The sequence below is a fragment of the Butyricimonas sp. Marseille-P2440 genome (assembly GCF_900091675.1).
Taxonomy (GTDB): Bacteria; Bacteroidota; Bacteroidia; order Bacteroidales; family Marinifilaceae; genus Butyricimonas; species Butyricimonas synergistica.
The window spans coordinates 228,597-253,657 of sequence record NZ_LT594607.1 but is presented as its reverse complement, the minus strand read 5'-3'; the positions used below and the strand labels follow the sequence as shown (position 1 = coordinate 253,657).

General features: G+C 47.5%; 18 protein-coding genes. 14 read left to right on the top strand and 4 right to left on the bottom strand.

Features of this window, described 5'->3' with window-relative positions:
• Positions 1–13: 13 nt before the first annotated feature.
• Positions 14–1,345, bottom strand: a complete 1,332-nt coding sequence (locus tag BN8899_RS02505; protein WP_065218169.1) for an MATE family efflux transporter — start codon at positions 1,343–1,345, stop codon at positions 14–16.
• Between the two features lie 96 nt (positions 1,346–1,441).
• On the opposite strand from BN8899_RS02505, the gene BN8899_RS02500 reads away from it, so the two are divergent.
• Positions 1,442–1,891, top strand: a complete 450-nt coding sequence (locus BN8899_RS02500; RefSeq protein ID WP_018338456.1) for a GatB/YqeY domain-containing protein — start codon at positions 1,442–1,444, stop codon at positions 1,889–1,891.
• 165 nt (positions 1,892–2,056) lie between these two features.
• Positions 2,057–3,562: a [FeFe] hydrogenase H-cluster radical SAM maturase HydG gene (hydG, locus tag BN8899_RS02495; protein WP_065218168.1), complete on the top strand. Its 1,506-nt coding sequence runs from the start codon at positions 2,057–2,059 to the stop codon at positions 3,560–3,562.
• Positions 3,563–3,584: 22 nt separating this feature from the next.
• Here the strand turns inward: hydG and BN8899_RS02490 are convergent, their stop codons facing one another.
• The gene (locus BN8899_RS02490; protein ID WP_018338458.1) at positions 3,585–4,337 is read right to left on the bottom strand and encodes a hypothetical protein; all 753 of its coding nucleotides are present in this window, start codon (positions 4,335–4,337) and stop codon (positions 3,585–3,587) included.
• A gap of 101 nt (positions 4,338–4,438) precedes the next feature.
• Complete coding sequence (locus tag BN8899_RS02485) at positions 4,439–5,830, bottom strand: MltF family protein (protein WP_026207659.1); 1,392 nt, start codon at positions 5,828–5,830, stop codon at positions 4,439–4,441.
• A gap of 841 nt (positions 5,831–6,671) precedes the next feature.
• On the opposite strand from BN8899_RS02485, the gene BN8899_RS02480 reads away from it, so the two are divergent.
• The 7 genes from BN8899_RS02480 (at position 6,672) to BN8899_RS02450 (ending at position 17,497) form a co-directional block, all read left to right on the top strand.
• Positions 6,672–7,214: a DUF3575 domain-containing protein gene (locus BN8899_RS02480; protein WP_082986871.1), complete on the top strand. Its 543-nt coding sequence runs from the start codon at positions 6,672–6,674 to the stop codon at positions 7,212–7,214.
• 10 nt (positions 7,215–7,224) lie between these two features.
• The gene (locus BN8899_RS02475) at positions 7,225–8,496 is read left to right on the top strand and encodes an OmpA family protein (RefSeq protein ID WP_065218166.1); all 1,272 of its coding nucleotides are present in this window, start codon (positions 7,225–7,227) and stop codon (positions 8,494–8,496) included.
• 57 nt (positions 8,497–8,553) lie between these two features.
• Positions 8,554–9,642, top strand: coding sequence for a hypothetical protein (locus BN8899_RS02470; RefSeq protein WP_065218165.1), 1,089 nt, complete (start codon positions 8,554–8,556; stop codon positions 9,640–9,642).
• 99 nt (positions 9,643–9,741) lie between these two features.
• Positions 9,742–10,611 (top strand): FimB/Mfa2 family fimbrial subunit, encoded by an 870-nt coding sequence (locus BN8899_RS02465; RefSeq protein WP_065218164.1) that lies wholly within the window; start codon positions 9,742–9,744, stop codon positions 10,609–10,611.
• A gap of 11 nt (positions 10,612–10,622) precedes the next feature.
• The gene (locus BN8899_RS02460) at positions 10,623–12,089 is read left to right on the top strand and encodes a hypothetical protein (protein ID WP_065218163.1); all 1,467 of its coding nucleotides are present in this window, start codon (positions 10,623–10,625) and stop codon (positions 12,087–12,089) included.
• Between the two features lie 38 nt (positions 12,090–12,127).
• Positions 12,128–14,440, top strand: coding sequence for a fimbrial tip adhesin FimD (locus tag BN8899_RS02455; protein WP_065218162.1), 2,313 nt, complete (start codon positions 12,128–12,130; stop codon positions 14,438–14,440).
• 6 nt (positions 14,441–14,446) lie between these two features.
• The gene (locus BN8899_RS02450; protein WP_065218161.1) at positions 14,447–17,497 is read left to right on the top strand and encodes a BACON domain-containing protein; all 3,051 of its coding nucleotides are present in this window, start codon (positions 14,447–14,449) and stop codon (positions 17,495–17,497) included.
• Positions 17,498–17,688: 191 nt separating this feature from the next.
• On the opposite strand, the gene BN8899_RS02445 is transcribed toward BN8899_RS02450, so the two are convergent.
• Positions 17,689–19,671, bottom strand: coding sequence for a putative porin (locus tag BN8899_RS02445; protein ID WP_065218323.1), 1,983 nt, complete (start codon positions 19,669–19,671; stop codon positions 17,689–17,691).
• Between the two features lie 80 nt (positions 19,672–19,751).
• On the opposite strand from BN8899_RS02445, the gene BN8899_RS02440 reads away from it, so the two are divergent.
• The 5 genes from BN8899_RS02440 to BN8899_RS02420 all read left to right on the top strand — a co-directional run bounded on the left by BN8899_RS02440 (position 19,752) and on the right by BN8899_RS02420 (position 25,059).
• Positions 19,752–21,455, top strand: coding sequence for a glutamine--tRNA ligase/YqeY domain fusion protein (locus tag BN8899_RS02440; RefSeq protein ID WP_065218160.1), 1,704 nt, complete (start codon positions 19,752–19,754; stop codon positions 21,453–21,455).
• Between the two features lie 4 nt (positions 21,456–21,459).
• Complete coding sequence (locus BN8899_RS02435; RefSeq protein ID WP_018338477.1) at positions 21,460–22,356, top strand: YitT family protein; 897 nt, start codon at positions 21,460–21,462, stop codon at positions 22,354–22,356.
• Between the two features lie 188 nt (positions 22,357–22,544).
• Positions 22,545–23,618 carry an MBL fold metallo-hydrolase gene (locus BN8899_RS02430; RefSeq protein ID WP_304456959.1) on the top strand — a complete coding sequence of 358 codons (1,074 nt, stop codon included), beginning with the start codon at positions 22,545–22,547 and terminating at the stop codon, positions 23,616–23,618.
• Between the two features lie 100 nt (positions 23,619–23,718).
• A complete protein-coding gene (locus BN8899_RS02425; RefSeq protein WP_018338479.1) occupies positions 23,719–24,357 on the top strand; it encodes an MBL fold metallo-hydrolase in 639 nt (212 codons plus the stop codon).
• A 6-nt stretch (positions 24,358–24,363) separates the two neighbouring features.
• Positions 24,364–25,059: a 5'-methylthioadenosine/adenosylhomocysteine nucleosidase gene (locus BN8899_RS02420; protein WP_065218159.1), complete on the top strand. Its 696-nt coding sequence runs from the start codon at positions 24,364–24,366 to the stop codon at positions 25,057–25,059.
• Positions 25,060–25,061 lie beyond the last annotated feature (2 nt).

Sequence of the window (25,061 nt, the reverse complement as noted above, 5' to 3'; positions counted from 1 at the left end):
GAGTTTATAAATACTATAAGGTTTTCTGTTGCCATTTCACGTGTCTCAGGTAAAGCCAGGAAACGATACCGATAAGAATGCCATAGGTGACTTCTACTGTCCACACGAATTCCACGTTGGCTTGCACGACGGTGGTAAGCAACCAGGTTTGGAAGGTGTAAAACACGAGCACAAACGATTCGAGAATCAAGGCATGAGTCGTGTTGCCCGTTCCGGATATGGCTTCAAAGAACGTGATCCCGAAACAGAAGCCGAGTGCTGCCAGTCCGACCACGTAAAGGGAAGGAATGGAAGCGCTTATCAGGTCGCTGCTGTTGGAATAGATGGATAGCACTTGTTGCGGAAAAATATAGCATATCAATAACACCGGAAGCACGCTCAGCATGGCGAGTTTCATGATTCGCCGCAAGGTGGGTGTGATCTCTGCTTGCCGTTGTTCCCCGATAAGACGGCTGGTGAGCGTGTTGGCGGTAGCTCCATAACCGAAAACGGGAATAAGGATCAGCATATACACGCTCCGGACGATGATCGTGATGGCAATGGGACGTTCACCCATGTGCTCGATAAGCATGAAAAAGATGTACCATGTCCCGAAAGATAAAAGTTTCTGCAACATGGTGGGAAACGCCGTTTTGAGTACGGTCAGCATGAGCCATCCTTCCAGTTTGTGGAAAGAGAACAGGGCGTATTGCTTGATGGGTAATTTAAGCAACGTGTAAAAAATGAAAATCAGGAATGCCGATATTTCTGCCATGACGGACGCGAGGGCGGCTCCGCCGACTCCCATCTCGGGGAAACCGAATTTCCCGAAGATCAAAAGGTAGTTGAAAATAACGTTGATCGTTGCCATGGCTGCCGTCGAATAACCGATGATCTTCGTGTTGGAAAGCCCGATATACAGAGCCCGGAACAAAAAGTTGAAACACACGAAGATAATCCCGTAATGGCGGTAAGACATATATTCCATAGCTGCCTCGTAGATGTTGGGTGACTGAATGGAAGCCCCTAAAAGCACGTCGCTGAAATAGCGTTGTATAAGGAATAGTGCCATGGACAACAGGAACACGAAGCATAACCCGTGTTCGAATACAACCCCGATCCGGTTCAAACGCCCTTCACCTAAACGGCGTGCCACGATGATCTGAATCCCGATGGAGAATCCCCATGCTAGCGTGGAAAACACGTAGTAGTAAATACCTGCCATGGCGGAAGCCCCGAGGGCGATCTCGCTGACTCGTCCCAAAAATGCGGTATCTGTTAGGGTGATGAGTGTTTGTGCCAAACTTCCTAGAATGATAGGATAAGCTATATTCCAGATCGTTTTGTTCGTGATCTTTGTTGTCATGTGTCCTTGTTTTAGACTGCAAAATTAATGGATAAACTTTATAAATTGCAGAATAAATCGTAACTTCGTGGGTTTTAAATTTAAATTCAAGCAAAAATGACAATAGAAGAACAAGTTAGTAAAGGCATCATGGCAGCCATGAAAGCGAAAGATACAATCCGCCTGGAGGTTTTAAGAAATATAAAGAAGGTTTTTATCGAGGCTAAATCCGTGGCGGGAGCCCCGGAGCAGATTGCCGACAGCGAGAGTATCAAAATCATCCAGAAATTGGCGAAACAGGGACGTGAATCCGCAGAAATCTACAAGCAACAGGGACGTGAGGATTTGTACGCCCACGAGATTGCCCAAGTGGAGGTGATGAACGAGTTTTTGCCCAAACAATTGACTGAAGACGAGTTGCGTGTGGCTTTGAAGGGAATTATCGAGAAAGTGGGGGCTACTTCTGCCAAAGAAATGGGAAAAGTCATGGGTGTGGCAACCAAAGAATTGGCAGGTATTGCCGACGGTAAAATGATTTCTGCTATTGTAAAAGAATTGTTGGCATAATAACGTGCAGGTAAGTCCATGGGGAAACGCTGGGTGTGATTGATTTCGTCTATATCGTGATTGAAAATAAGTATTAGAAATAGAGAATGATTGAGTAAATAATTCCGACCTTTGTATAGGAATGGAGATTGTGCATGGACTTAATGAATCACTAAATATAAAGAAATGGCTACTGTAAAAGATTGGGCTGCCGCGGTGATTAAGCAGGCAGAAATTGACAAATATCTGGTGGATGGAAAGGATTTTATTGACGAGGGAAAGATATTTGAGGAAATCGAAAAAGGGAAGAATCCCGACAAGCAACGTGTACGGGATATTCTACAAAAATCGTTGGAAATAAAAATATTAACGCCGGATGAAACGGCTACTTTGTTGAATGTGGAAGACCCCGAGCTTTTCCACGAGATGCAGGAGGCTGCTTTGGAGGTGAAGAAAAGAGTGTATGACAATCGTATCGTTTTCTTTGCCCCCTTGTACTTGTCCAACCTGTGCGTGAACAGCTGTAAATATTGTGGTTTCCGTGCGGAAAATAAGGAAGAAATACGCCACGTGTTGTCCATGGACGAGGTGCGGGAGGAAACCGCTGCCGTGATCGACGAGGGACACAAGCGGATGATTGCCGTGTATGGCGAACATCCAAAGAATGGCGCAGACTATATCGCGGAGTCTATTTCCACGATTTATTCCGTGAAGCGGGAAACTCCCACGGGAAACGGGTTTAACAATATCCGCCGGGTGAACGTGAATGCGGCTCCCATGGAGATCGCCGATTTGAAAAAATTGTGGAGAGCGGGTATCGGGACGTTCCAGGTGTTCCAGGAAACGTATCACCGGGAAAGATATGCCGAATTGCACCCGGCTAACACGGTGAAGGGAAATTACCGCTGGCGTCTTTACGCGATGCACCGTGCCATGGATGCTGGAATCGACGACGTGGCGATCGGGGCGTTATTCGGCTTGTATGACTGGAAATTTGACGTGATGGGATTGTTGCATCATGCGTTGGATTTGGAGCGGCAGTTCGGTATCGGACCGCACACGGTGTCTTTCCCGCGTATGCAACCGGCTCCGGGATCTTTCCTGAGCGAGAATTCTCCTTACTTGGTTAGTGATGATGCCATGAGGCGCGTGGTAGCCGTGTTGCGTTTGGCTATCCCGTATAGTGGGTTGATCGTGACGGCACGGGAAGAGCCAAATCTGAAAAGAGATTTATTGACCCATTACGGTTGCACGCAAACTGATGCTTCCTCTAAACTGGGAATCGGGGCATACTCCAAGAAGTTGAAACAAGAGGAGAATATCGAGAAGGTTCAATTCATGTTGGGCGACCAGCGTTCTCTCGATGAAGTGATCCGGGAATTGGCTAACGACGGAATGATTACTTCGTTCTGTACAGCCGGTTATCGCTGCGGACGTACGGGCGATAAGATCATGAATCTGTTGGAAAAAGGAGTCGAGGGCAAGTTCTGTAAGTTGAATGCCGTGTTGACTTTCCGGGAATACCTGAATGATTACGCTTCTCCTGCAACCCGTGAAATCGGGGAGAAACTGATCGAGCAGGAGTTGCGTGAGATTGAGGCAACCCCCTTCTTTAGCGATAAGAAATTACTTCCAACCTTCCGTTCCTATTACGACCGGATCGCGAGAGGGGAGAGAGATCTGTATATGTAATTAGGTGATGGAAATCACCGAATCATGAAAAAGGGAGTTTGAGCGTAATCCGTTCGGCTTCCTTTTTTCTTTTTATTTCTTCCCGTTCGCCTTTGCGGAACACGTAGACAAGTCCGAAGCGTTCGCATTTCTGGCGGCGTTCTTCTTCATCCTCGATGTCGGCATAGTGAGCCTCGATCTCGTTCCACAGGGAAAGGACATATTCGTCAGCTTCAGCCCGGTATTGTGCTACTTCCGCGCTGCAACGGGCGGAGTTTTGTTGAAACTGTTTTTGGGAAGCGTAGCCTTGTTTGAAATTCTCGTAATTCACTTTGACCAATGCGATAGAAGGGCTATATATCGGGTTGCCGCCGCCGTTACGGGTGCGTTCTTGTTCTCCGGCAATTACTTTTGCACCCCATTCCAGCAAATCTTGATCGGAAATGAGCGGGGGAAGTTTCGTGTCGTCTTCCGCTATACCGTAGAAGGTACGGGCGATAGGCTTCAACTCTCCTCGTGCAATAGTAAAATTCAGTACTTGCAAAAAGTGCGATATATATAGTTTCGCTTTTCTCGTGTATTCTCCGTATTTCCGGCTATTTACCGTTTGTTTATCTCGGGCACATTGTGAATTTGTGATCGCCGTTTTGAATTTCGGTAAAAAGAATTCGATTTTCTGCCTTAAGGTCAATGAAAACGGTAAATTATTGATGTCGGAAAAGTCCTCTTTGTTTAAAGCCGTTTCCAATGCCCTTATCCTTGCTGCATCTGTATTCGGTAATCTTCTGTAAGGCATACATTTAACAATTTGTGAAATAATGATCAAAACTCAAATGCGAAGATACGAAAAAAATAAAAGTAAATCAATATTCGCCCTGGGGATTTTTAGATTTTAAATTACCGGGGAATCGTATTTTTATAGTGGGTATAGTTCTCTATAATGTTATTCACGAAATTGAAAGTTTGTTTACCGTCGCAGTAACCGTTGCGGGACAGGGAATCCCGGTATATTTCGGGGCGGGATTTGTATCGGATGAAATAATCCACGTTATTATTCCACACGTTTGGGTTCTTGCCGTAGGATTCTGCCAATCTCATGGCGTCGAACACGTGCCCCGCTCCGGCATTGTATGCTGCCAAGGTAAATTTGATGCGGTTCAAGGAATCGAGATCGTATTTGGCAAACATTTTTTCGAGGTATTTCAAGTAATAAGCCCCGACATGGATATTATCCTGCGGTTCTATATAATCCTCGAAGCCGAGTTGGAGAGAGGTTTCCGGCATGACTTGCATTAACCCGACCGCCCCGTAATTAGAGGTTGCCTCGGGATCGAAACCGGATTCCTGGTAAATCACGGATGCCAATAGACGCCAATCCCAACCTATTTTTTGGGCTTCCTTTTTGATGATCGGGTCGAAACTGGAAATGACACCGTTTTTCAGCTTGTAATACTTGGAATTGTGGAGTGATGTGACATAATTGCTCTTGTAATAACGATTGTAAAGTACGGGAAATTTTTCTGTTTTCTTCATTGCCTCCAACCATTGATTGAGTTCTTGAAGCAGGTATCTTGTATTCCCGGATACAGCCCACGCTACGGGTTCCAAGTCGGATAGTTCCAACGAGTAATCTATATGTGTCATGTATTGGGCTGCTATCTGTGCGATGTTTTTGTCTATCACGGTGAGCGGGAGTTCACTTTTTTCTACTTGCAGGAGAATATCTTCGTAAGTCAAGTATTCTACTTCCGTGATTTTTAAATCCAGCTGAAGGGAATCACTCAGTTCCCGGAGGAAACTTTTGTACGTGGTGCCTTCCTGAACGAAAATTTCTTTCCCTTTCAAGTCATGTACGTCACGAATCAAGGAATCTTGTTTTTTATTTTGTACCAACACTTTGTTCGTGCTGAATAACGGGGACGTGAAATTGATTTGTTCTTTGCGGTCTTTCGTGACCGAAAGACTCATCGCCACGAGATCGTATTTGCCTTCGTTCAATTCCCGCAGACTTTCTTCCACGTTGGCATTGACGTCAATGTGCAACTTGACACCGAGATAATCGGCGAAGTCTTTTACCAGATCGTAATGAAATCCCTTGGGAACTCCTTTATACACGTAGTAGTCCGTTGTGTTGTAATAGGTGCATACATTTAGAACGCCCCGTTGCTCGATTTTCTCCAACGTGCCGTCTTCGGGTATAATGAATGGAACTTCTTCTTGTTCTGTTTTACAAGATGACAAACAAAGCAAGAACAACCACGTGTATGTAATAATTCTTATTATATACATGGTGCAAAGATACGAAATAAAAATTAAAATCGTGTAAGGGCGATTTCGAGAGAGGGGAGTCACACGGGAAAGATCCCGGGTAAATCTATGGTAAATAAGGGGATGGGCTAGCTTAATTACGGAGTTTCTTCGATACAACTTCGAAGCAATTTCGCTCGAGGGCGTTTATGTTACGTTTATGCTACGTCCATGCTACGTTCATGAGGTAGGGTATCGGTTAACTATCGGTGGGATATGCCGGGAGATATCATTATGAATTTGTTATATAATTTGGCTATATAAAAAAATGGTTATTTTAAATTTCCAGTTTATTTGTTTTTTATACATATATTAAGTTTAACAGGAAAAACGAATATATTTTGTGTATCTGTGGTGAGTGTATATTGTACTGTGTAGCTATGTATTTGAAGGAAAAATATATACTATAAAAATATCAATAAACGATCGTTTATTGATATGCAAATATATGGTGAGTTTCCAATTTCCGCAAATTATTATGTGCTTTTTTTTGTTCAAGAAATCAAGCACTTGCATTATATTGACAATAAAAACAAGTTAATCTGATTTAATTTCATGAAACGATCATTAATTGATCGTTTTTTATGACACGTAATTGAGTTGATATCATATGTAAATATGGGGATTTTTGCATAAAGAATGTTTTCGTTTTGATTTACAGTGGAATTGTATGTGTTTATTGTAAATATTGGAAAATGTTTATCTATAATAATTTATTAGCGTTTGTAATGAAATAAACAAATAATTATACGTGCGAAATATGAAAAGATCACATGATGTTTTTTCAAGTTCGGTTGTCAGGAAATGTATATTGCTCTTGTTCATGAGTGGAATGACAACCTTTGCTTTTGCCCAGAAGTGGGGGGTAAAAACGAATTTATTGTATGACGTGACAACTACATTTAATCTAGGAGTGGAATTCGGGCTTGCTCCCCGGTGGACGTTTGATTTGTCGGGAAATTATAACCCTAGGACTTTAAACAAGGGCAAGAATAAAAAAATTAAGCATTACTTGGTACAACCTGAGTTGCGGTATTGGCTGTGCGAGAAGTTTCAAGGGCATTTTTTCGGTATTCATGCCGGGTTCTCCGAATTTAATTTTAGCGGTTATCGGATTCCTTTTTTGCCTAAACGAGTGAAAGATCATCGTTACGAGGGGTGGGCGTTATTGGGAGGTATTTCTTATGGTTACTCGTGGATACTGGGCAAGCGCTGGAACTTGGAGGCGACAGTCGGCGGAGGTTATATTTATTTCGACTATGACGCGTACGATTGCGAGAAATGCGGTTCTTTCCGGGGCAACAACACGAAAGGGCGTTGGAACCTGACAAAGGCGGGGCTTACATTAGTTTACATGATAAAATAGACGGAAAATTATGAGAACGAGAAATATATTGCTGGCTTGTTTGCTGGTACTCTTGTCGGGAGAGGCTTTCTCCCAGGTGAAGGTGGAAAATTCTTCGGTGAAGAAACAGAAACGGGATGTTGAGGTGCGTTTCGAGATACGCGAAACGCCGGGATATGTCCGTAGCCGCCAGAAAATGGTGCTTCGCCCTTACTTGTACTCGGGCGTGGACACTCTGTGGTTGGCGCCTGCACAGTTATACGGGAAAATCCGTTACAAACGGGAGCGGCAGGAACAAACACTGGCGGGAAACCGTGATTGGACTCTGGAGGGGTATAATAAATTGAAAGGCGCCACGTTGGTGTATGCCGAGTCGGCACGTTACGAGCGTTGGATGAAATCGGCGGGTTTGGGAATAGCTTATCACTTGGAAGGGTGTGGATGTGAATGTTGTGATGGCGATCAAGTAGTTCCGGTTGGTCCTGTATACGTTGCCCCGGAACCGGAAGTAATTCCTGTTACCCCGGCAGCGAAAAACTTCGAAGTGCTGGAAGCGAAGAAACGCTGGAACTTCAGGGAGGAAATGAAAGTGTTTTTCCCCGTGTCGAAGACTGTGTTGCACGCCGACAAGTACGGGAACCAGAAAACGTTGGATGATATTATAGCCGGGATTCGTGAGATTGGCGATAGGGAAAAATTGCGTTTGCAAGGCGTGGAAATCACGGGATTCGCTTCGCCCGAGGGAGGGGTAGCATTAAATACGCGTTTGGGAGAAGGGCGTGCCCGGGCGTTGAAAGATTATGTCCAAAAAGAGTTACCGGATTTGCGTGACGAGGATTTCGTGTTGGTCAACGGTGTCGAGAACTGGGATGGATTGCGCCAATTGGTGGCGGCATCAGACATGGAATATCGTGACGAAGTGTTGGGTATCCTTGACGATGCATCGTTAGGCGCGGGGCGTAAAACCGCGTTGATGAAATTGGCGGGGGGCAAACCTTACCGCTATATGTTGAAGGAGTTCTACCCGGGATTGCGCAACGCTTGCTACGTGTCGGTATTCTATGACGTGTTGGGCGACAAGGCGGCAGACGCCGTGAATGCCGCCAACGAGTTGATCCGTGCTGGGAAGTACGCCGAGGCGTTGAAGATGCTGGAGCCTTACAAGAATGACGATCGCACTTTCAATTCTATCGGGGTTTGCTACATGATGATGGAAGAGGAAGAAATTGCCATCGAGTGGTTCGAAAAAGCAATCCGTGCCGGACATGCCGGAGCAGAGAAAAATCTACAACAAATCAAATAATTGTTAAACATAAATAGTTTGAATTAACTTTTAGTCCAACATTTTAAATTGAAATCTATGAAATTGAACAAGTTAGTGCTGGTTGCATTGATGGCTCTAGGAGCTGTCGCTTGTGACAAGAATGACGGGAAAGAAACGAGTAAAGCCCCGAAAAGTGTGAGTTTGAAATTGGCGAACGTGAAAGCCATTTCAGCGAGATCCGGAAACGGAGTGCCTGTAGCCCCGGATGGAGGTACCGTGAAAGCAACAATTAGTGATTTTCACGTGTTCTTCACGGATGGTACAAATTTGTATGAAGGAAAATCAATTGCGGGAGAAACTACGGAACATGCCTTTACTATTACAAATAACCAGCTTCCGGAGGAAATACAATTTCACTTTTTGCCTTATAGCGTGAATAAAGTGATCGTTGTCGGTAATGCGCAAGCTAATAGTTTGGATTTCACGAACGTGAATACTTATACTGATTTGACCGCATTGAAAAAATCAATCGATGACCAACAAGATATTGAGAAATTGGTCTTATGGGGAGAAGAAGAATTGACTTTCAAGAACAACGAAGACCATGGAAACTTGTATCAGGCAAGCGTAAATGTGGTACCGTTGATTGCTCGTTTCGAGATTGCCGGTTTTACTTGTAACTTTAGTGATCCGGCGAAGTATTCTGCAATCGAATTGAAACAAATTGCAGTTAATAATTACTACAAGCAAGCAACAATCTCGGGTACAATTACATCTGCTGATTTGTCCAAAGCAGATACGGATGAGGGGAATATCATGAAATTCTTGGTAGACGGAACCAGACCGGGATGGAGTCATGATGTCTTGGACGCAACGTTGACTCCGGAGAGCAACACGGATGATCATGTGACTGCCCCGTTCTACTATCATGTATATGGTGGTAATGGTGATACTCAACCGGAATTCGTTTTGCAGGTTGTGGGTGACAATATGCCTCTTTTTGTTGTAACCAAAGGATTTATAAAAAATGGAGAGAATGCGGTGTTGACCGACTTCGCTGCCGGAAAGATTTACAAGTTAAATTTCACTTTTGATGATACCGTGTTTGAGCAACCGCAAAAATGCGTTGACGTGACAGTTGATGTTGTTGCGTGGGAAATCGTTCCCGTAACCCCGGCATTCTGATAAAGTTCTTTCGAGAGCGGAAATAATAATTGATGGCGAGAGGCGGGAGGTAAAGACTCCTCCCGTTCTCTCCAACTAAAAAAAGAAAAACATACAGGTATGAAATTAATAAAGGATGTCTTATTCATGCTACTGGCGGTAGGGATGTTCGGTAGTTGTATCAAGGAGGATTTGGATGATTGCCCGAAGTACAGCGTGAACACCTTGTCGTTGAGTTACAAGGGCGACGGAACTACCGAGATCTTCAACGAGAAGATCGAGAAAGTGGTTATGTATGTTTTCGACGAGAACGAACAACTTGTAACGACGAGGGAGTTGACGAAAGAGGAGGTTGCTCAACGTGGCGTGACGATGCCGGACTTGGCTCCGGGGAGGTATCGCGTGGTGTGTTTCGGAAATATGCGGAACACGCGAACGAATGATTTGACGTGCGGTGATTGCGACAAGATGTATTGCGCTGCCGAGGAGTATTTTACCCGGAAGACAATTTCCGGGAATGATCCGCTTTATTACGCGTCGCTGGAAGTGGTGGTGACGGAGGAGGATCAACACTGGACACAGGAGTTCGAGAGTGCTCACTACAAAGTGTCGGTGGAAGTGGCGGGAGTTCCTGCCGAATCAAATTTGACGATTGAGTTGTGCAATGTTTTGCCTTACACGACTTTCGAGAACGTGGCGGGAGGTGAAGCGACAACTTACGTGTTGGACTGTGATTATAAAGACGGGCTGCAAAGTGCTCTATCCCATATAATGCGCCACAAGGATCACTCGGTGGTGGACGTTTGCGTGCGCAATGCCGGGGGGAAAGAGATGGCGAAGGTGAATCTCGCCGACTTCCTGGCTGCCAATCCCATGATCGATTGCACGAGGAACGAGGTACTGATAGCCATTCGCTTCGAGTTTAAGAATGCCGACGTGGAAGTGAGTGTACCAGAGTGGTATATCGAGATGGTGAAACCTGAATTTTAAACGAGACGATTATGCAGAATATGAAACGAATATTTTTAGCGGCGTTGCTCGCTGGTATCTTCTCCGGTTGCGCGGACGAGGAGCCGGAAGGTAAGGAGACTCGTGACGTGACCGTGCAGATGAACGTGGGGACGCGTGCCGCCCATCCGGATGGAACGGCGTTTGAATCGCTGCGGGTGTATGTTTTTTCCGCCGCGGGCCAAAGGATCGGTTACAAGCAATTCACGGGGGAAGAGATCGTCGCCGGGAGTTGTCTGGTGGATATCAAGCAAGTCGTGGTAGGCGGGGAGCAGACGATGACGTATTACTTGGTCGCGGATGAAGGTGCCGTGACGATGAACAATCGTCCGTTGAATTTTCGAGAAACAATGACCGCTGGGGAGTTGGACGATATCGCTTTCGGGCTTGTGGTGAATAATAACAAATTGCCTATGGTTTGCAAGGATAGCAGGACATTGTCCATGGACGATTATGAAGAGAATACGGTCCCGGGACACGAGGGGCATTGGCTCGTTCGGGACAACACGCCCTTTCTGCTGAAGTATCCTTGCGGGAAACTGGAGCTTTATTTTGCCAAGGGACCTAACGTAACGGCGGACGGTCTGGTCGTACGTTCCGCTACGTTGTTGAGTGCGGGGTTGTTGGAGAAGAATTACGTGTTCCCGCCTGAACCCGGTAAATTGCAAGATATTCCTTCTTTCGGCACGGATATACCGGTCGAGTTATTGAACGAGGGGAAGGTGACAAAAAGTTTAGCGGCACGGACGACCGACGCCGGCGATTACGACTTGATGAACGATAACGTGTTTTTGTTCGAGAATAACCGGGGATCCCAAAACCCCGATGTGCAAGGTGATGCCGGGGGCAACGTGGTGCGTGTGGTCTATTCCGTGAACGGGGGGACAGAAAAGACGAAAGACATTTATTTGCCGCCGGTTGAGCGAGGGCGTAATTACCGGGTATTCTGCTGGGTGGATTACCGCGGGGTGATAGAGATTGCGTATAGCGTGTTGCCGTGGAACGCGGAGGACGTGTACGAGTTGGACGGCGGGGCGCATCCCACGTATTCAAGCGCACCCTACACGGAAGGCGACTATAGCACGGACGTGTGGTATTCGGACGTGGAGGTGAATTATCCCTACCAGCGGGAAGGGTCCGTAACATTCGTGTTCGACATGCAGAGCAACCACTCGTGGACGCCGACACTGGTGGGCGGGGGCAACAAGTTCGAGATGGCGGTAACGCGTAGAGACGACAACGAGGTGATGCCGAGCGGGGCGCTCCCGAAAGGAACGTATTATATCACGGTGTGGCCGACGGACCAATCCGGTGAGGGAGATGAAGTGTCGTTGCAGGTCACCTCGCGTTCTTTGACCGGGGAGTTTGAACCGTTATTAATAAACCCGGAAAGAAAATGGCCAGCGACTGATGATAGCCAGTCCGAGATCACGATAAAACGCGTATCCCAGCAGCCGTAGGATAACAATGATAGTGTATGACGAATTAGGAAAGATATATGGATAGAATTAATAATCGTATCATTCGAGTACTGCTGGCAGTGTTGCTGTTGGCTGGATGTAGCCGGGACGGGGAATTGGCTGTCCCGGACGAGGGCAGGGACCGAATCGTCCTGCGCATAGCCTCGGAGCGTGAGCAAATAGCCCGGGCGGTGAAGGAGGAGGGCACGTCTCTCGAGAGCAAGTTGGAAAAACTGGATGTCTTCATCTTCACGGCAGACGGCAAACGGGATTACCACGAGTCGGTGGCCCCCGCGGGAGGCTCGGCGGTGTTGGACAAGGCGAAGTCGGACTTCGGCGTCAGGGAGCAGTATTCTATTTACCTGGTGGCAAACAGCGTGAACCCGAGTACCCCGTTGAATGAAGTGACGACGTTGTCCGACTTGTTGCGCGTGACGGAGACTTCGGCGGGGAACAGTCTCTTGTACCAGCTCGACCCCTTGGGGGAGAACGGTTCTTTCTTGATGAGTGGCAAAGCGGAGAGTGTGGTCTTGAACGATGAATCGGACGAGAATACCGTGGTGGAGATCGGTTTAGCCCGTGCCGCAGCCAAGATCGAGGTTACGCTGGTGGAGGGGATGAATACGAATGGCACGGATGACGAGGGAGATGATTACCGTTTCCGCTTTGCCGACCGCTCGTCTTCTAATACTTTTCAATTGAACAATTGGTTGGCGACTTCTTTTGTGTTTCCGGAGGCGGATGCCGCTACCTTGCCCGCCGGGGCGACACCCCGGAAAGCGGCGCCTTACGCGGGAAACATTGTTTTCGGACCGACAGGGGATGGGGATGTCCGTACCATCACGCTCACAACGTATTCTTACTCGAATAACTGGACTGACGGGGGAGATTTGTACGGGAACATGACTCACTTGGTGGTGCAAGTGCCTTACTTGGCTTACGACAATGCTTCGCGCTCCTATGCGACGGAACCGACGGTAAGTAATTATTACACGATTCCCGTGACGAACGGCACGCTTTTGAAACCGAATTACTTTTACCGCGTGAGGGTGACTTTACGTGGTGCTGGGGCGGACACGCCCGGCAGGGAAACGCCTTTGAAAGATATCGACTATTCCGTGGTACCGTGGGAAGAGGTTGGGTTGGAAATCGGCGGTTCGGTGGAGCCGCACTATTTGACCTTGAACGAGCACGAACTGGAGATGTTTAACTTGGCGGAAGATGGAACCTCGTTGATGTTTTCTTCCTCGAGCCAGGTGCAGGTTCGTAATGTAAGAGCTTATTTCTATAATAAATATGGGGTAGAAACGGCGGTCCCGACTAATATTTCAAACGAGATCAAGATTACTCCCGATGAGACTTTAAACGGGAAGCTCGATATTTACAGCCCAGTCCCGACCAATAACCTGATCCGGTATATCGAGTTCGAGGTATGGAACGGTGATGACGAGTGCGATCCGATTACCGTGACCGTCAAGCAGTATCCGCAGGAGTATATCACGTATTATTTCGGATGGTATTCTTATCGGGAAGATTTTGGCGGATATAACTATGAGAATTTGAATAAAACACCGAGAAATATGATTGCTAGAACATATAATTCTAGTACAGATATTTGGACTTATGCAACGGAACCAACTAGGGGGTGGGGAGGAGGATATAACATAGATGGTTATTTTGCTTCTAAAGTTGCGGAACAACCGAGTAATAACGGTTATAAACAGTCTTATACTATTTCATATTACTGGGGACCTACTCCTAATACAACGACAGCTCAAGCCAGTGGTAATCCCCGGATGTATCATGTACAAATCAATTCTTCGGCATTACCGGAGTTTCCTGCCGATACGGAGTTTGACAAGGTTCATCCTAATGTAACTTATGAGTTAGGAATTCCTCGTAAGGATGAAAGGGGATATACGTTGCAAGATGATGCAAACAACAATTTGGTATCGCCGTCTTTTATGATTGCTTCGCGTTTAGGATTTATTAACGGGGAGTTGCCTAATAATGTGGATGATGCTTATAAGCAGGCTGCAAGCCATTGTGCAAATTATGTAGAGGTGTATTACCCAAGAGATGAAAAAGGGAATAGGTTGAAAGATAAAAATGGTGATTTTTTGCCGGCAGTCGTTTTGGATGACTGGCGTTTGCCGACAAAGGCGGAGTTGTTGATTATCATGCGTTACCAAGGGACTTCGAACCAGGGTACTGATGCGATGGATTATTTGTTAAATGCAGAGGAATACATGAGTGCTGGAGGATTTGTAAAAAACCCTCATTGGAATAGTAATGGGAATGCCATCCGTTGCGTGCGAGACCATTATGAAAATAAAGAGACTAAAAAATAAACGGTTATGACAGAACGATTGATATGGAGAATGGTCGTGAGCCTGCTGGTGTTGCTGGCGACGGCATGTTCCCGCGACGAGTTGGACGGGGATAGCGGGGAACGCGTGCCTGATGGGTACGTGGCAATCCGGTTCGGGACAGACGTGCCGGAGATGCAGCAAGTGGTTTCCCGGAGCGTGGACTCGGACGGGGGAGGTATTCAAGACATGTATCTTTTTTGTTTCTCGGAATCGGGGGCTTTTATCTCGACGGTAAAGGCGGAAATCGTGCCGGGGGGTGTGGATCCGGGCGTGAACGCTTCCCTGACCGGAACGTTCTCGGCGAATGTGCCCGATTATACGCGGATCATTCATTTCGTGGCGAACCAGAACTTGACAGGTTTCAACGAGATAGAAATGGGAGGCAAGCACGAGACGGAGTTGATGGCGACGTTGGTGGCTTCCCCGGGACGCATGATCTATTGGCAGCGCGTGGAGTGTCAGCCGGGAGAAAATGATATGGCTGCGGCTTTAGGGCGATTGGGCGACAAGATAGAGATGGTGCGCAATCAAGCCCGGATTCAAGTCATGAACCCGGAAAACAACGGGTTTGTCGAGGTACTTGGTTACACGTTGCACAACACGAACGCTTTCGGGACTGTGGCTCCCTACAACGCGGAAGCCGGAAATTTCGAGTGGTCGCGAGGAGCGGACGGGTATCTTTCTTTGCCTTCTGCCTCAGAACAACAGACGCTGAAAGGAGAAGAGGACGGTTCGTTGAACCTGAACCCCGAGTATGCAGTGGAGTGCCTGAATGATATTTCCAACCCGTTGAGCGTGATATTGCACGGGATTCCCGCGGGAGGCGGGAACGCCTTGTATTACCGCGTGTTGTTGTTGGATGATAATGCCGAGACGCTTCCGGTGCGTCGCAACCACTCGTATAATATCACGATCATGGGACCGCTCACAAACGGTTACGCGACTTTCGGGGAGGCGTTGGAGGGTACGCCCACCAACAACGTGTGGATCTCCATTCCCGATGATATTAATGAGGTTTCGGATGGAACGTACCGCTTGAGCGTGGACGAAACTTTTGTGGTATTCCCGGGAACGATGCCGCAATCGGTGACGGTGAATTACAAATACGAGAAGAAGAACGCAAGCGGGGTGTATGAGCCGGTGTCCGCAAGCGAGGTACCCGACGTGCAATGGGTGACAGCCACGACGGTAGCCGGGGAAACTATTCGCACCGAATATGACGGAAACACGGGCGTGGGTACCTTGACCATCTCGTTGAACCAGTTGAGCGCGAATGAGGCGAAACGCGAGGGGATTATCCGGGTGAAAGCGGGTAAATTGCAGCGTACGATTAAAGTGATCACGTTGCGCGACTTTACTTTTTCGCCGGCGTGGGTATCCACCCAGATTTATGCCGACATGGAAGGGCAACCGGTGACCTTGATGTTCTCAATCCCGGAGGATTTCCCGCGGGAATTGCTCCCGTTACGCGTGAAGATCGGTGCCGATTGGTTGAACGTGCGCCAATCCACCGGACAGCAATTGTCCACCGTCACGCCGATCAATAGCCCGGGCGATTTCAACGGGGAGGACGATTGGAATTTCAAGTTCGTGTACGAGGCTACGCACACGGGGGTACAGCGGGTGTATTTTAATACTGTGTTAAAACCCGAGAGAGACGGGCAAGGCGGGTACAAGAGCGGCACGATCACGATAGAGGCAGATAACTTCACGCGGCTGGAGAAAGTGTTCCCTTTTAGCGAGAATAATTACTACATCACGCTTGACGGGTTGATTAGCGTGGATGGCAGTACTTTGGACGACGAGATGCCTAATGGCGAGACGGTTTACTATTGTCTGGTACCGCAGAAAAAAAATGCGCCAGTGAATTTTGAAATTCAGTTGAGGGACGGGAGCACGGGACAGCCGGTGGCATCCGGCAATGACGATGCGTTTTTGCTTTACTCGCAGAACCTGACCCGCTTGGATGACGATGAGATCCCCGGGGGTGCCGGCAATAAGGAGTGTGATTTCCAAGAAGCGGGCGCAAGCAGCTGGGGCACGGGCGGACGCGTGTTCTCGTTCACCCCGATAGACGGGAAAAAGAACCGGAGCGAATATAAGATATACTTGAAAACCAACCGGGCGAATAGTGCGGAGGTGATTCGAGTAGCCTCGAACGAGGCAAACCCGGAGGAGCATTACGAGTACAACGGCAACCATTACCGTTCAATCACTTTCGAGTTGGCAAATTATAACCCGTTCCGTTTCTCGGGCAAGGTTTCGATTGGCGATGGCGCTGGAAATTTCGTGGAGTCGGAAAGTTGGACTTACGAGGTGGGGCAGCCCGTAAACGTGGAGTTTGACGTGACGAGTTTCCGGGGGACGGATAATAAATCGGCAGATCCGTTCGGTACCGAATTCAAGGTATATATCGATGCCCCGATGCTAGAGATCGACGAGGAGCGGAGAGGTGCTTACACCGGGGATATTTTCTATTACGACGAGAAAGCGGGATGCTTCGTGCTGGTCGTGAAAGCCGATCGGGATGATAACCGGATCGGAACGGATGAAGTGGCCATCAAGGATGTCCGTAACCCGAACGTGACGTTGAATCCCGACGAACCGGATGCAGACCAGCGAGGCGAACACAAGGTGTTGGCTTTTAAAACGAAGTCTATCGTGAGTGCCGGGGAGATCACGTTGTCGGCGGAGGCTGATGTGGTGGCTTTCGAGCAACAGTCTTTCACGATTGACAACGAGCCGATCACGGGAAGGATTCAATACAGCGAGGACGGCATCTCGTACGCTAATGTCCCGGCGGGCGCTTTCGTGACGTTTGAAGTGGAGGGCGGTTCGCCGCGTATCGGTAGCATGACCATCGGGGAGAACGGGCAATACACGTTACGTTTGCGCAAGGAGTATCGTTACGACTGGGAGAGAACGAGAATTTGGGTACATTACCGTTCGGAGGGGGGCAAGATTTACCATGCCGATGTGGTAAGTTTATCCGATTTGTTCCGGAATCCGGATTTGAAAGCGGTGCAGGAACAGTGACGATCGATTTGTAAACATTATTAATGTAAAGAGGCTGTGCCGTGATTAAGGATTCACGGCACAGCCTTTTTACGGGGATATGGCTTGATTGAAAACCGATCATTTCCGCGTCACTACCCCATCATCACCGTATGTGCGAGGTGATGATGGGGTAGTGACGCGGAAATGATCGGGATATAGATAAGGAATCCTTAATCGAAGAAATTCCACCGGATACCGAATTTCACTTTAGCGGGATTGATCGGGTAGGTATAGGCGGAGAAGAAGTTGCGGCTTCCCAAAAAGTCGTTAAAGTGCTCGTATTTCACGAACAGGTCGGCTCGTTTGATGTTTAACGTGAGGAATACGTCTAGTTTGGGGTAATTACCAGTTTTCTCGATATCCTGGTTGTAGAATTGCATAATACTCGGGTCATAAGCATTGGCATAGAATGCGGTGTTATAGAACAAGTCTATACCGAATTGCAGACCCAGTACTTTTTTGAACAAACGGTTTTGGTAATAGTTGTGCGAGTACAAGGCTACTTGTGGGAGTTGCAATATCTCGTCCTTGTTACAGATCTGGTAATACACTTTTTGGTCAAAGTAGAAGTTTCCCAGTTTGAAGACTTGTTTTGCCCATGCCGTGAAAACCACTAAATTGCCGTCGTACTGGCGGGGATAAGCTGTCGTGTCGAAATAAATATAGTTTTTGGTGTTATTCAAGGCTACCCCGATTTCCGTGCGGAGGCGTTTGTTGTTGTAATGTCCTTTTATATTGTAGGCGTGTACCTTGGAAAAATTTGTTTCCCATTTATTATGGTTTCCCACGTATTGGTTGTAGTAGTGGTTTGGGGTAGTGCTTTCCAATAGGGCATATGCCGTCACGGATGAATTTCTATTCCGGCTCAGGTATTGGATTATTCTTCCCTCTAGGGCATAGTCTGCAGAATATTCTCCCGCCAGACAGAAACTTCCCCAGATATCAAAGTTAAATAGGGTAGTCGAATCCATGTTGAACGTGCCCGCTGTGAGGTAGGTACCCGTGTATTTGTTTGTTGCCCGGTTGTTGACAGTATCCAAGGATACACGCTGGTCGTATTTCAGGTATTTGAATTTCAACCCGGCATACACGCCCGGCAGGTATTTGTATTTTGGATGCTCGTTCAACACGAATTTAGCGTCGATCTCGTACTTTTGATTATTAATGATGTCCTGGTTTTTCGAGGAATTCAAATACGTGGTATCCCAAAAAGCTGTTTCCACCCCGTCTTCTTCCCGGAAACGGTAGCGGTTGTCCTCTATTTTCAAGGCGACGGCGAATTTCATCGGGTAGGTGTACGTGGTATCGAATTTAACGGAATCTATCGGGGTGACGACCGCTTTGGGGTTCCCGAGGTTGTATTGTGCCAGCGTGCTGAAGTTGAAATTCATGAGATTGTTGCGGGGGGTAAGGGCGAGGTTGGTACTGACGATTTTGGCATCGAGGACTGTGTCCCGGATGTCGGCAAGGTTCTCGATACCTCCGTTCTCGGTAAAGTGTGCCATGTTTTGGTTCAGAAAGAAGGAAACGGCAATCCGTTCTTTCTCGTATGAACTGAAGACGGAGAAGTTGTATGCTTTTGATTTCTGGTAAGAGTAGGCTCCGTCCGCGGACATGAGGTTGTACCGGAATCCGGCGTTCCAAAAGGGATTGATATTTTGCATATACCACAGGTCTACCCGGTCTTCCGTTTTGCCCCGACCACCACCGTTGAAGTAGCTTATTTGGGTGAAAGCCGTGGCTGTATTGTAGTCCAACGCATCCTCGGGACGGAAAATGTAATCCCGAATCCGGTCGAGCGGCAGGAAATCTTCTCCTAGCGGGCGAAGGATAAAAATGTTGGAAATATAAGGCGAGGGCAGGTTTCCCAGGTAGGTGTTGGACACGCTGTGTTTGAATATGGGATTCGTGTTGTGAATGCCGTCCGTGAGGGTATCCGTCATAGGCATATATTTCTTGTATACCCCGTCGTGCATCCACTTCCAGGCTACCCGTTGCGGTTTCACGTATCGTTGTTCTCCTCTCGTGCTATCTTGGTCAAAAACGCTACGCCGGGGATCCTCTTCGTCCGGATTCTCGTAGCCAAAATCGCTCTGTGCTAACGACGTGAGCGATATGAAGCAGCATAATATGGTGTAAAATATATATTTCATGGCGTGCAAATATACGGAAACTTTTAAAACTCTCATAAATTAATTACCTTTGCAGCCGAATATGTTATAAAATTTTCAGTATGGATAAGAATTATCTCGTGGAAGAAGAAGGTGAAGGTAAATCGTTGAACTTCATCGAACAGATTATTGAGGAGGAGTTGGCCGAGGGAAAGAACGGCGGTCGGGTACACACGCGTTTCCCGCCGGAGCCGAATGGCTATTTGCATATCGGGCACGCGACCTCTATTTGCTTGAATTTCGGGTTGGCTGCCAAGTACAACGGCAAGTGCAACCTGCGTTTTGATGATACAAATCCTTCGAAGGAGGATGTAGAGTATATCGATTCCATACAACAAGATATTCAATGGTTGGGCTTCCAGTGGGAGGGCGAGACGCATTACGCTTCAGATTATTTCCAGCAGCTGTATGATTGGGCGGAGAAGTTGATTATGGACGGGAAGGCTTACGTGGACGATCAGCCGGCAGAGGTGATTAGTGCGCAGCGTATGACACCGACAGAGCCGGGAGTAAACAGTCCTTACCGGGATCGGACGCCGGAAGAGAATTTGGACTTGTTCCGCCGGATGAAGGCAGGCGAGTTTCAGGCAGGCGAGAAAGTGTTGCGTGCCAAGATCGATATGGCTTCGTCCAATATGTTGATGCGCGATCCTATCCTATACCGGATTATGCACGTGGCACATCATCGCACGGGAGATAAATGGTGTATTTACCCGATGTATGACTTTACACATGGGCAAAGCGATTATTTAGAAGGAATTACCCATTCTATTTGTACTTTGGAGTTCGAGGTGCATCGCCCGTTATATAATTGGTTTTTGGATCAGTTGTTTGACACGGACTATCGTCCTCGCCAAATCGAGTTCGCCCGCCGTAATTTGAGTTACACGGTGATGAGCAAACGTCGTTTGTTGGAGTTGGTGCAGAAAGGTATTGTTGCCGGGTGGGATGACCCCCGTATGCCGACAATCACGGCTTTGCGCCGTGCCGGGTACACGCCGGAATCCATTCGTGCTTTTGCCGAGAAGGTCGGTGTGGCGCGTCGGGAGATCGTGGTGGATATGGCATTGCTGGAATTCTGTGCGCGGGAGCATTTGAACAAGATCGCTCCTCGTGTCATGGCTGTGCTCGACCCGGTTCGAGTGGTCATCGATAATTACCCCGAGGGACAGACCGAGCAGGTGGAGATCGAGAATAACCCGGAGGATGAGGCTGCCGGAACGAGAATGGTGCCTTTCTCCCGGGAGTTGTATATCGAGCGGGATGATTTCATGGAGGTTGCCCCGAAGAAGTTCTTCCGGATGACGATTGGTAACGAGGTACGGTTGAAAGGTGCGTATATCGTGAAATGCGAGAGCGTGGAGAAAGATGCGGATGGGAATATCACCACGATTCATTGCACGTATGATGCCGAAACTCGTAGTGGTACCGGTGCGGCAAGTAACCGGAAGGTGAAGGGAACGCTTCATTGGGTGTCTGCTCCTGACGCGATAGAAGCGGAGGTACGTTTGTACGACCGTTTGTTCAAAGACCCGGATCCTGCCGGACACAAGGATGTCGATTTCAAGGAGTTCCTGAACGAGAATTCATTGAGGGTTTTGAAAGGGTGTAAGTTGGAACCGAGTTTGAAGGATGCCAAAGAAGGCGATCGTTTCCAGTTCCAGCGTTTGGGATATTTCTGTGTGGATAAGGATTCTAAGCCCGGCGCGCTGGTGTTCAACCGGACAGTGGGGTTAAAGGATACATGGGCAAAGCAAAATAATTAATATAATGAAAATTACTAGGGATAAGTTTGCAGCGGAAGTCCGGGCGTATTTGTTGATCACGTTCGGTTTGCTGATTTATACTTTTGCCGTTACCGCATTTTTGGCGCCACACCGTATGGTAGGCGGTGGCGTGACCGGTATTTCGACAATTATTTATTTCCTTTCCGGGGAGGTGATTCCTATCGGGTATAGCTATTTCGTGATCAACTTTCTGTTGGTGGCGATCGCAATTAAGATTCTGGGACCCCGGTTTGGCTTCAAGACGATATATGCGATCTTCATGAGTTCGTTCCTGTTGAGCGTGTTCCAGAATTTGATACACGAGCCGTTGCTGGAAGATAAATTCATGTGCGCGGTGCTTTCCGGTATCATGTGCGGTGCGGGTATCGGTATCTCGCTTACCAACGGGGGCAGTACGGCGGGTACGGATATCGTGGCAATGATTATCAACAAATACCGGAATATCAGTCCCGGTAAGATTATCATGTACATCGACGTGTTTATTATCGGTTGTAGTTATTTTATCGGGGAAAATACGACGGTAGACCCGACGGCAAAGATCGCCACGATCATTTACGGTTACGTGGTGATGGGAGTCAACTCGTACACGATTGACCTCGTGTTCACGGGACAAATGCAGTCCGTGCAGTTTTTAATTTTTTCGATGAAGTACAAGGAAGTTGCCGATTTGATTACTCGTGATTTGAAGCGGGGTGTTACCGTGGTCGATTGCCAGGGATGGTACACGGGAGAGGCTCGCAAGATGTTGATCGTGGTGGCTCGAAAGAGCGAAATGCAAAATATCATGCGTGTAACGAAATTGGCAGATCCGGATGCCTTCCTCACGATGAATACCGTTATGGGAGTGTACGGTCGGGGATTCGACACGTTGCGAACGTAGGAGTTCGTAAAGTTTATAAGGTTCATAAGGTTTATAAAGTGGGCTGCCTTTGCGGAGAAGCTTCTTTATGGACCTTGTTTTTTATACTCTTTTTCTAGAGGAGGTGGAGATTGTCGGGGAAGAATGACAAATGGGCATATTGTTTGTAGTTCAGAAGGGATGATATGAGGTCATTAAAAAGATATAGAATGCGTATGATAATTTGGATTGTATTGGTTGTTATTGCGGTTATTGTCGCAGGTGTATTGGTTTTCGTGAATCAACCGAGTTTTGGCAGGCTTCCCCGGGGAGAACGTTTGGAACGGATCAAGCGTTCGCCTCATTACCGGGACGGGCAGTTCCAAAATTTGCACGAAACCGTTATGATTACCTCCGACAATGGACGTGTCGGGGCGATGATTGATTTTTTATTCCGTAGAATAGAGGGGTTGCGACCGGAAAAAGCAGTCCCAGCCGTGAAGACAGAATTGCGGGCTATTCCTTTGGAGGAGAACGTGGTTGTGTGGTTTGGGCATTCTTCTTATCTTATTCAAACGGACGGGAAAAGAATATTGGTCGACCCGGTGTTTTGTATGGCTTCGCCCGTGTCGTTTATTAATAAGCCTTTTCAAGGAACGGATATTTATAAACCGGAAAATATGCCGGATATTGATTATCTGGTAATCTCGCATGACCACTGGGATCATTTGGACTACCATACCGTGGTGGCGTTGAAAGACCGGATTGGAAAGGTGGTTTGCGGGTTGGGAGTTGGGGAACATTTCGAGCACTGGGGATTTGGCAAGGAACGTATCGTGGAACTGGATTGGTTTGAAGATGCCTGGTTGGACGAAGGGTTTACGATTCATTGTCTGCCGGCACGCCATTTCTCGGGGCGGGGAATGTCTTCCAACCAGTCGCTATGGGCATCTTTTCTCGTGGAGAGTCCGTCACGGAAGATATACATGGGCGGGGATGGGGGATATGATACCCATTTTGCCGAGATTGGCAAGCGTTTCCCGGGAATCGATCTCGCCGTTATCGAGAACGGGCAGTACAATGAAAATTGGAAGTATATTCACGTGATGCCGTTGTACTTGGCGCAGATTGCCAAAGATTTAGGAGCGAAAAAAGTGTTGACTGTACATCATTCGAAATACGCTCTGGCGAAACACCCTTGGGATGAACCCGTGAAGAATGCCTTGAAAATGAAAGAGCATACTTCTAGCGAGGTGATTGTCCCGACGATCGGGGAAATTATCCGGGATTCTGACGTGGAATGATGGCAAGTTTATCATGTATATTTCATGATTACTGAGCTTTGCATTTTTTTCTCTATCTCGCGTTTTTGTACTATTTTTGCATAGATAAAATACACGAGAGATGAAGATAAAAGTATTTGCTAATAATGCATGGCAGGAGAACACGGTTGTGTTATATGACGAGACGGGGGAAGCAGTGGTCATTGATTGCGGTTGTTTCACGAAAGAGGAAGGACAACGGTTGAAAGGTTTTCTGGAAGAAAATCATTTGAAGCCGGTGGCGTTGTTGAACACGCATTTGCATATAGACCATATTTTCGGGAATAATTTTATGCTGGACGAGTACGGGTTGTCGGCACGGGCTCATGAGGCAGATGCTTTCTGGGTGGAAGATGCGGAGAAGTATGCTGCCATGTTAGGAATACGGGGTATAACGCCTCCTCCGGCATTGGGCGAGTACCTGCGTGACGGGGATACCGTGAAATTCGGACATTCGGACTTGAAAGTGATCCACGTGCCGGGACATTCCCCGGGCGGGATTTGTTTTTATAGCGAGCGGGATAAATTGCTTGTTGCCGGGGACGTACTGTTCCAGGGAAGTATAGGACGTGCAGATTTGCCCGGGGGAGATATGAACGAGTTGCTCAATGGCATCCGGGAGAAATTGTTCGTGTTGCCGGACGATGTTCGGGTAATTCCGGGACACGGTGGTTTTACCACGATAGGAGAAGAGAAGCGTATGAATCCATTTTTTCAATAAAAGAAGATGAAGAAGATCGGTATAATTGTAGCCATGACCCAAGAATACGGTCTGGTAAAATCTTTACTTAGCGGGGGAAAAGAACGTTTACTGCGGGGTATCCCTTTCACGGAAGGACGTATGGGAGAGGTCGAAGTTGTGCTGGCGAAAAGCGGTATCGGTAAGGTATGCGCAGCAGTCGGGACGATAGAGATGATCCGGGAATATGCCCCGGATGTGATTGTAAACTCTGGAGTTGCCGGAGGAATTGATCCGTTGACTCGGGTAATGGATATCGTGATCGGGGAGAATATGGTTTACCACGACGTGTGGTGCGGCGAGGGAAACGAGTACGGGCAGGTGCAGGGATTGCCAGCTCGTTTTATTTCGGATAAGAAGTTGTACGAACAGGCTTTATCCGTCGAGCATGACGGGAATGTCTACGGGGGATTGATTTGCAGTGGAGATCGCTTCGTGACGGACAAGGAGGAGTTGATCGAAATTAAAAAGCGTTTCCCGGAAGGTCTGGCGGTAGACATGGAATCGACATCTATTGCGCAAGTGTGTTACTTGTGTGGTGTCCCGTTCTTGAGTTATCGTATTATCAGCGACACGCCGGGAGTGAAAGATCATTACAATCAATACTTGAATTTCTGGGAAGAGGCACCCAAGCGTTCTTTCGAGATGATCAGAAAGCTAATTACCGTTTTGTCTGAAGAATAGAA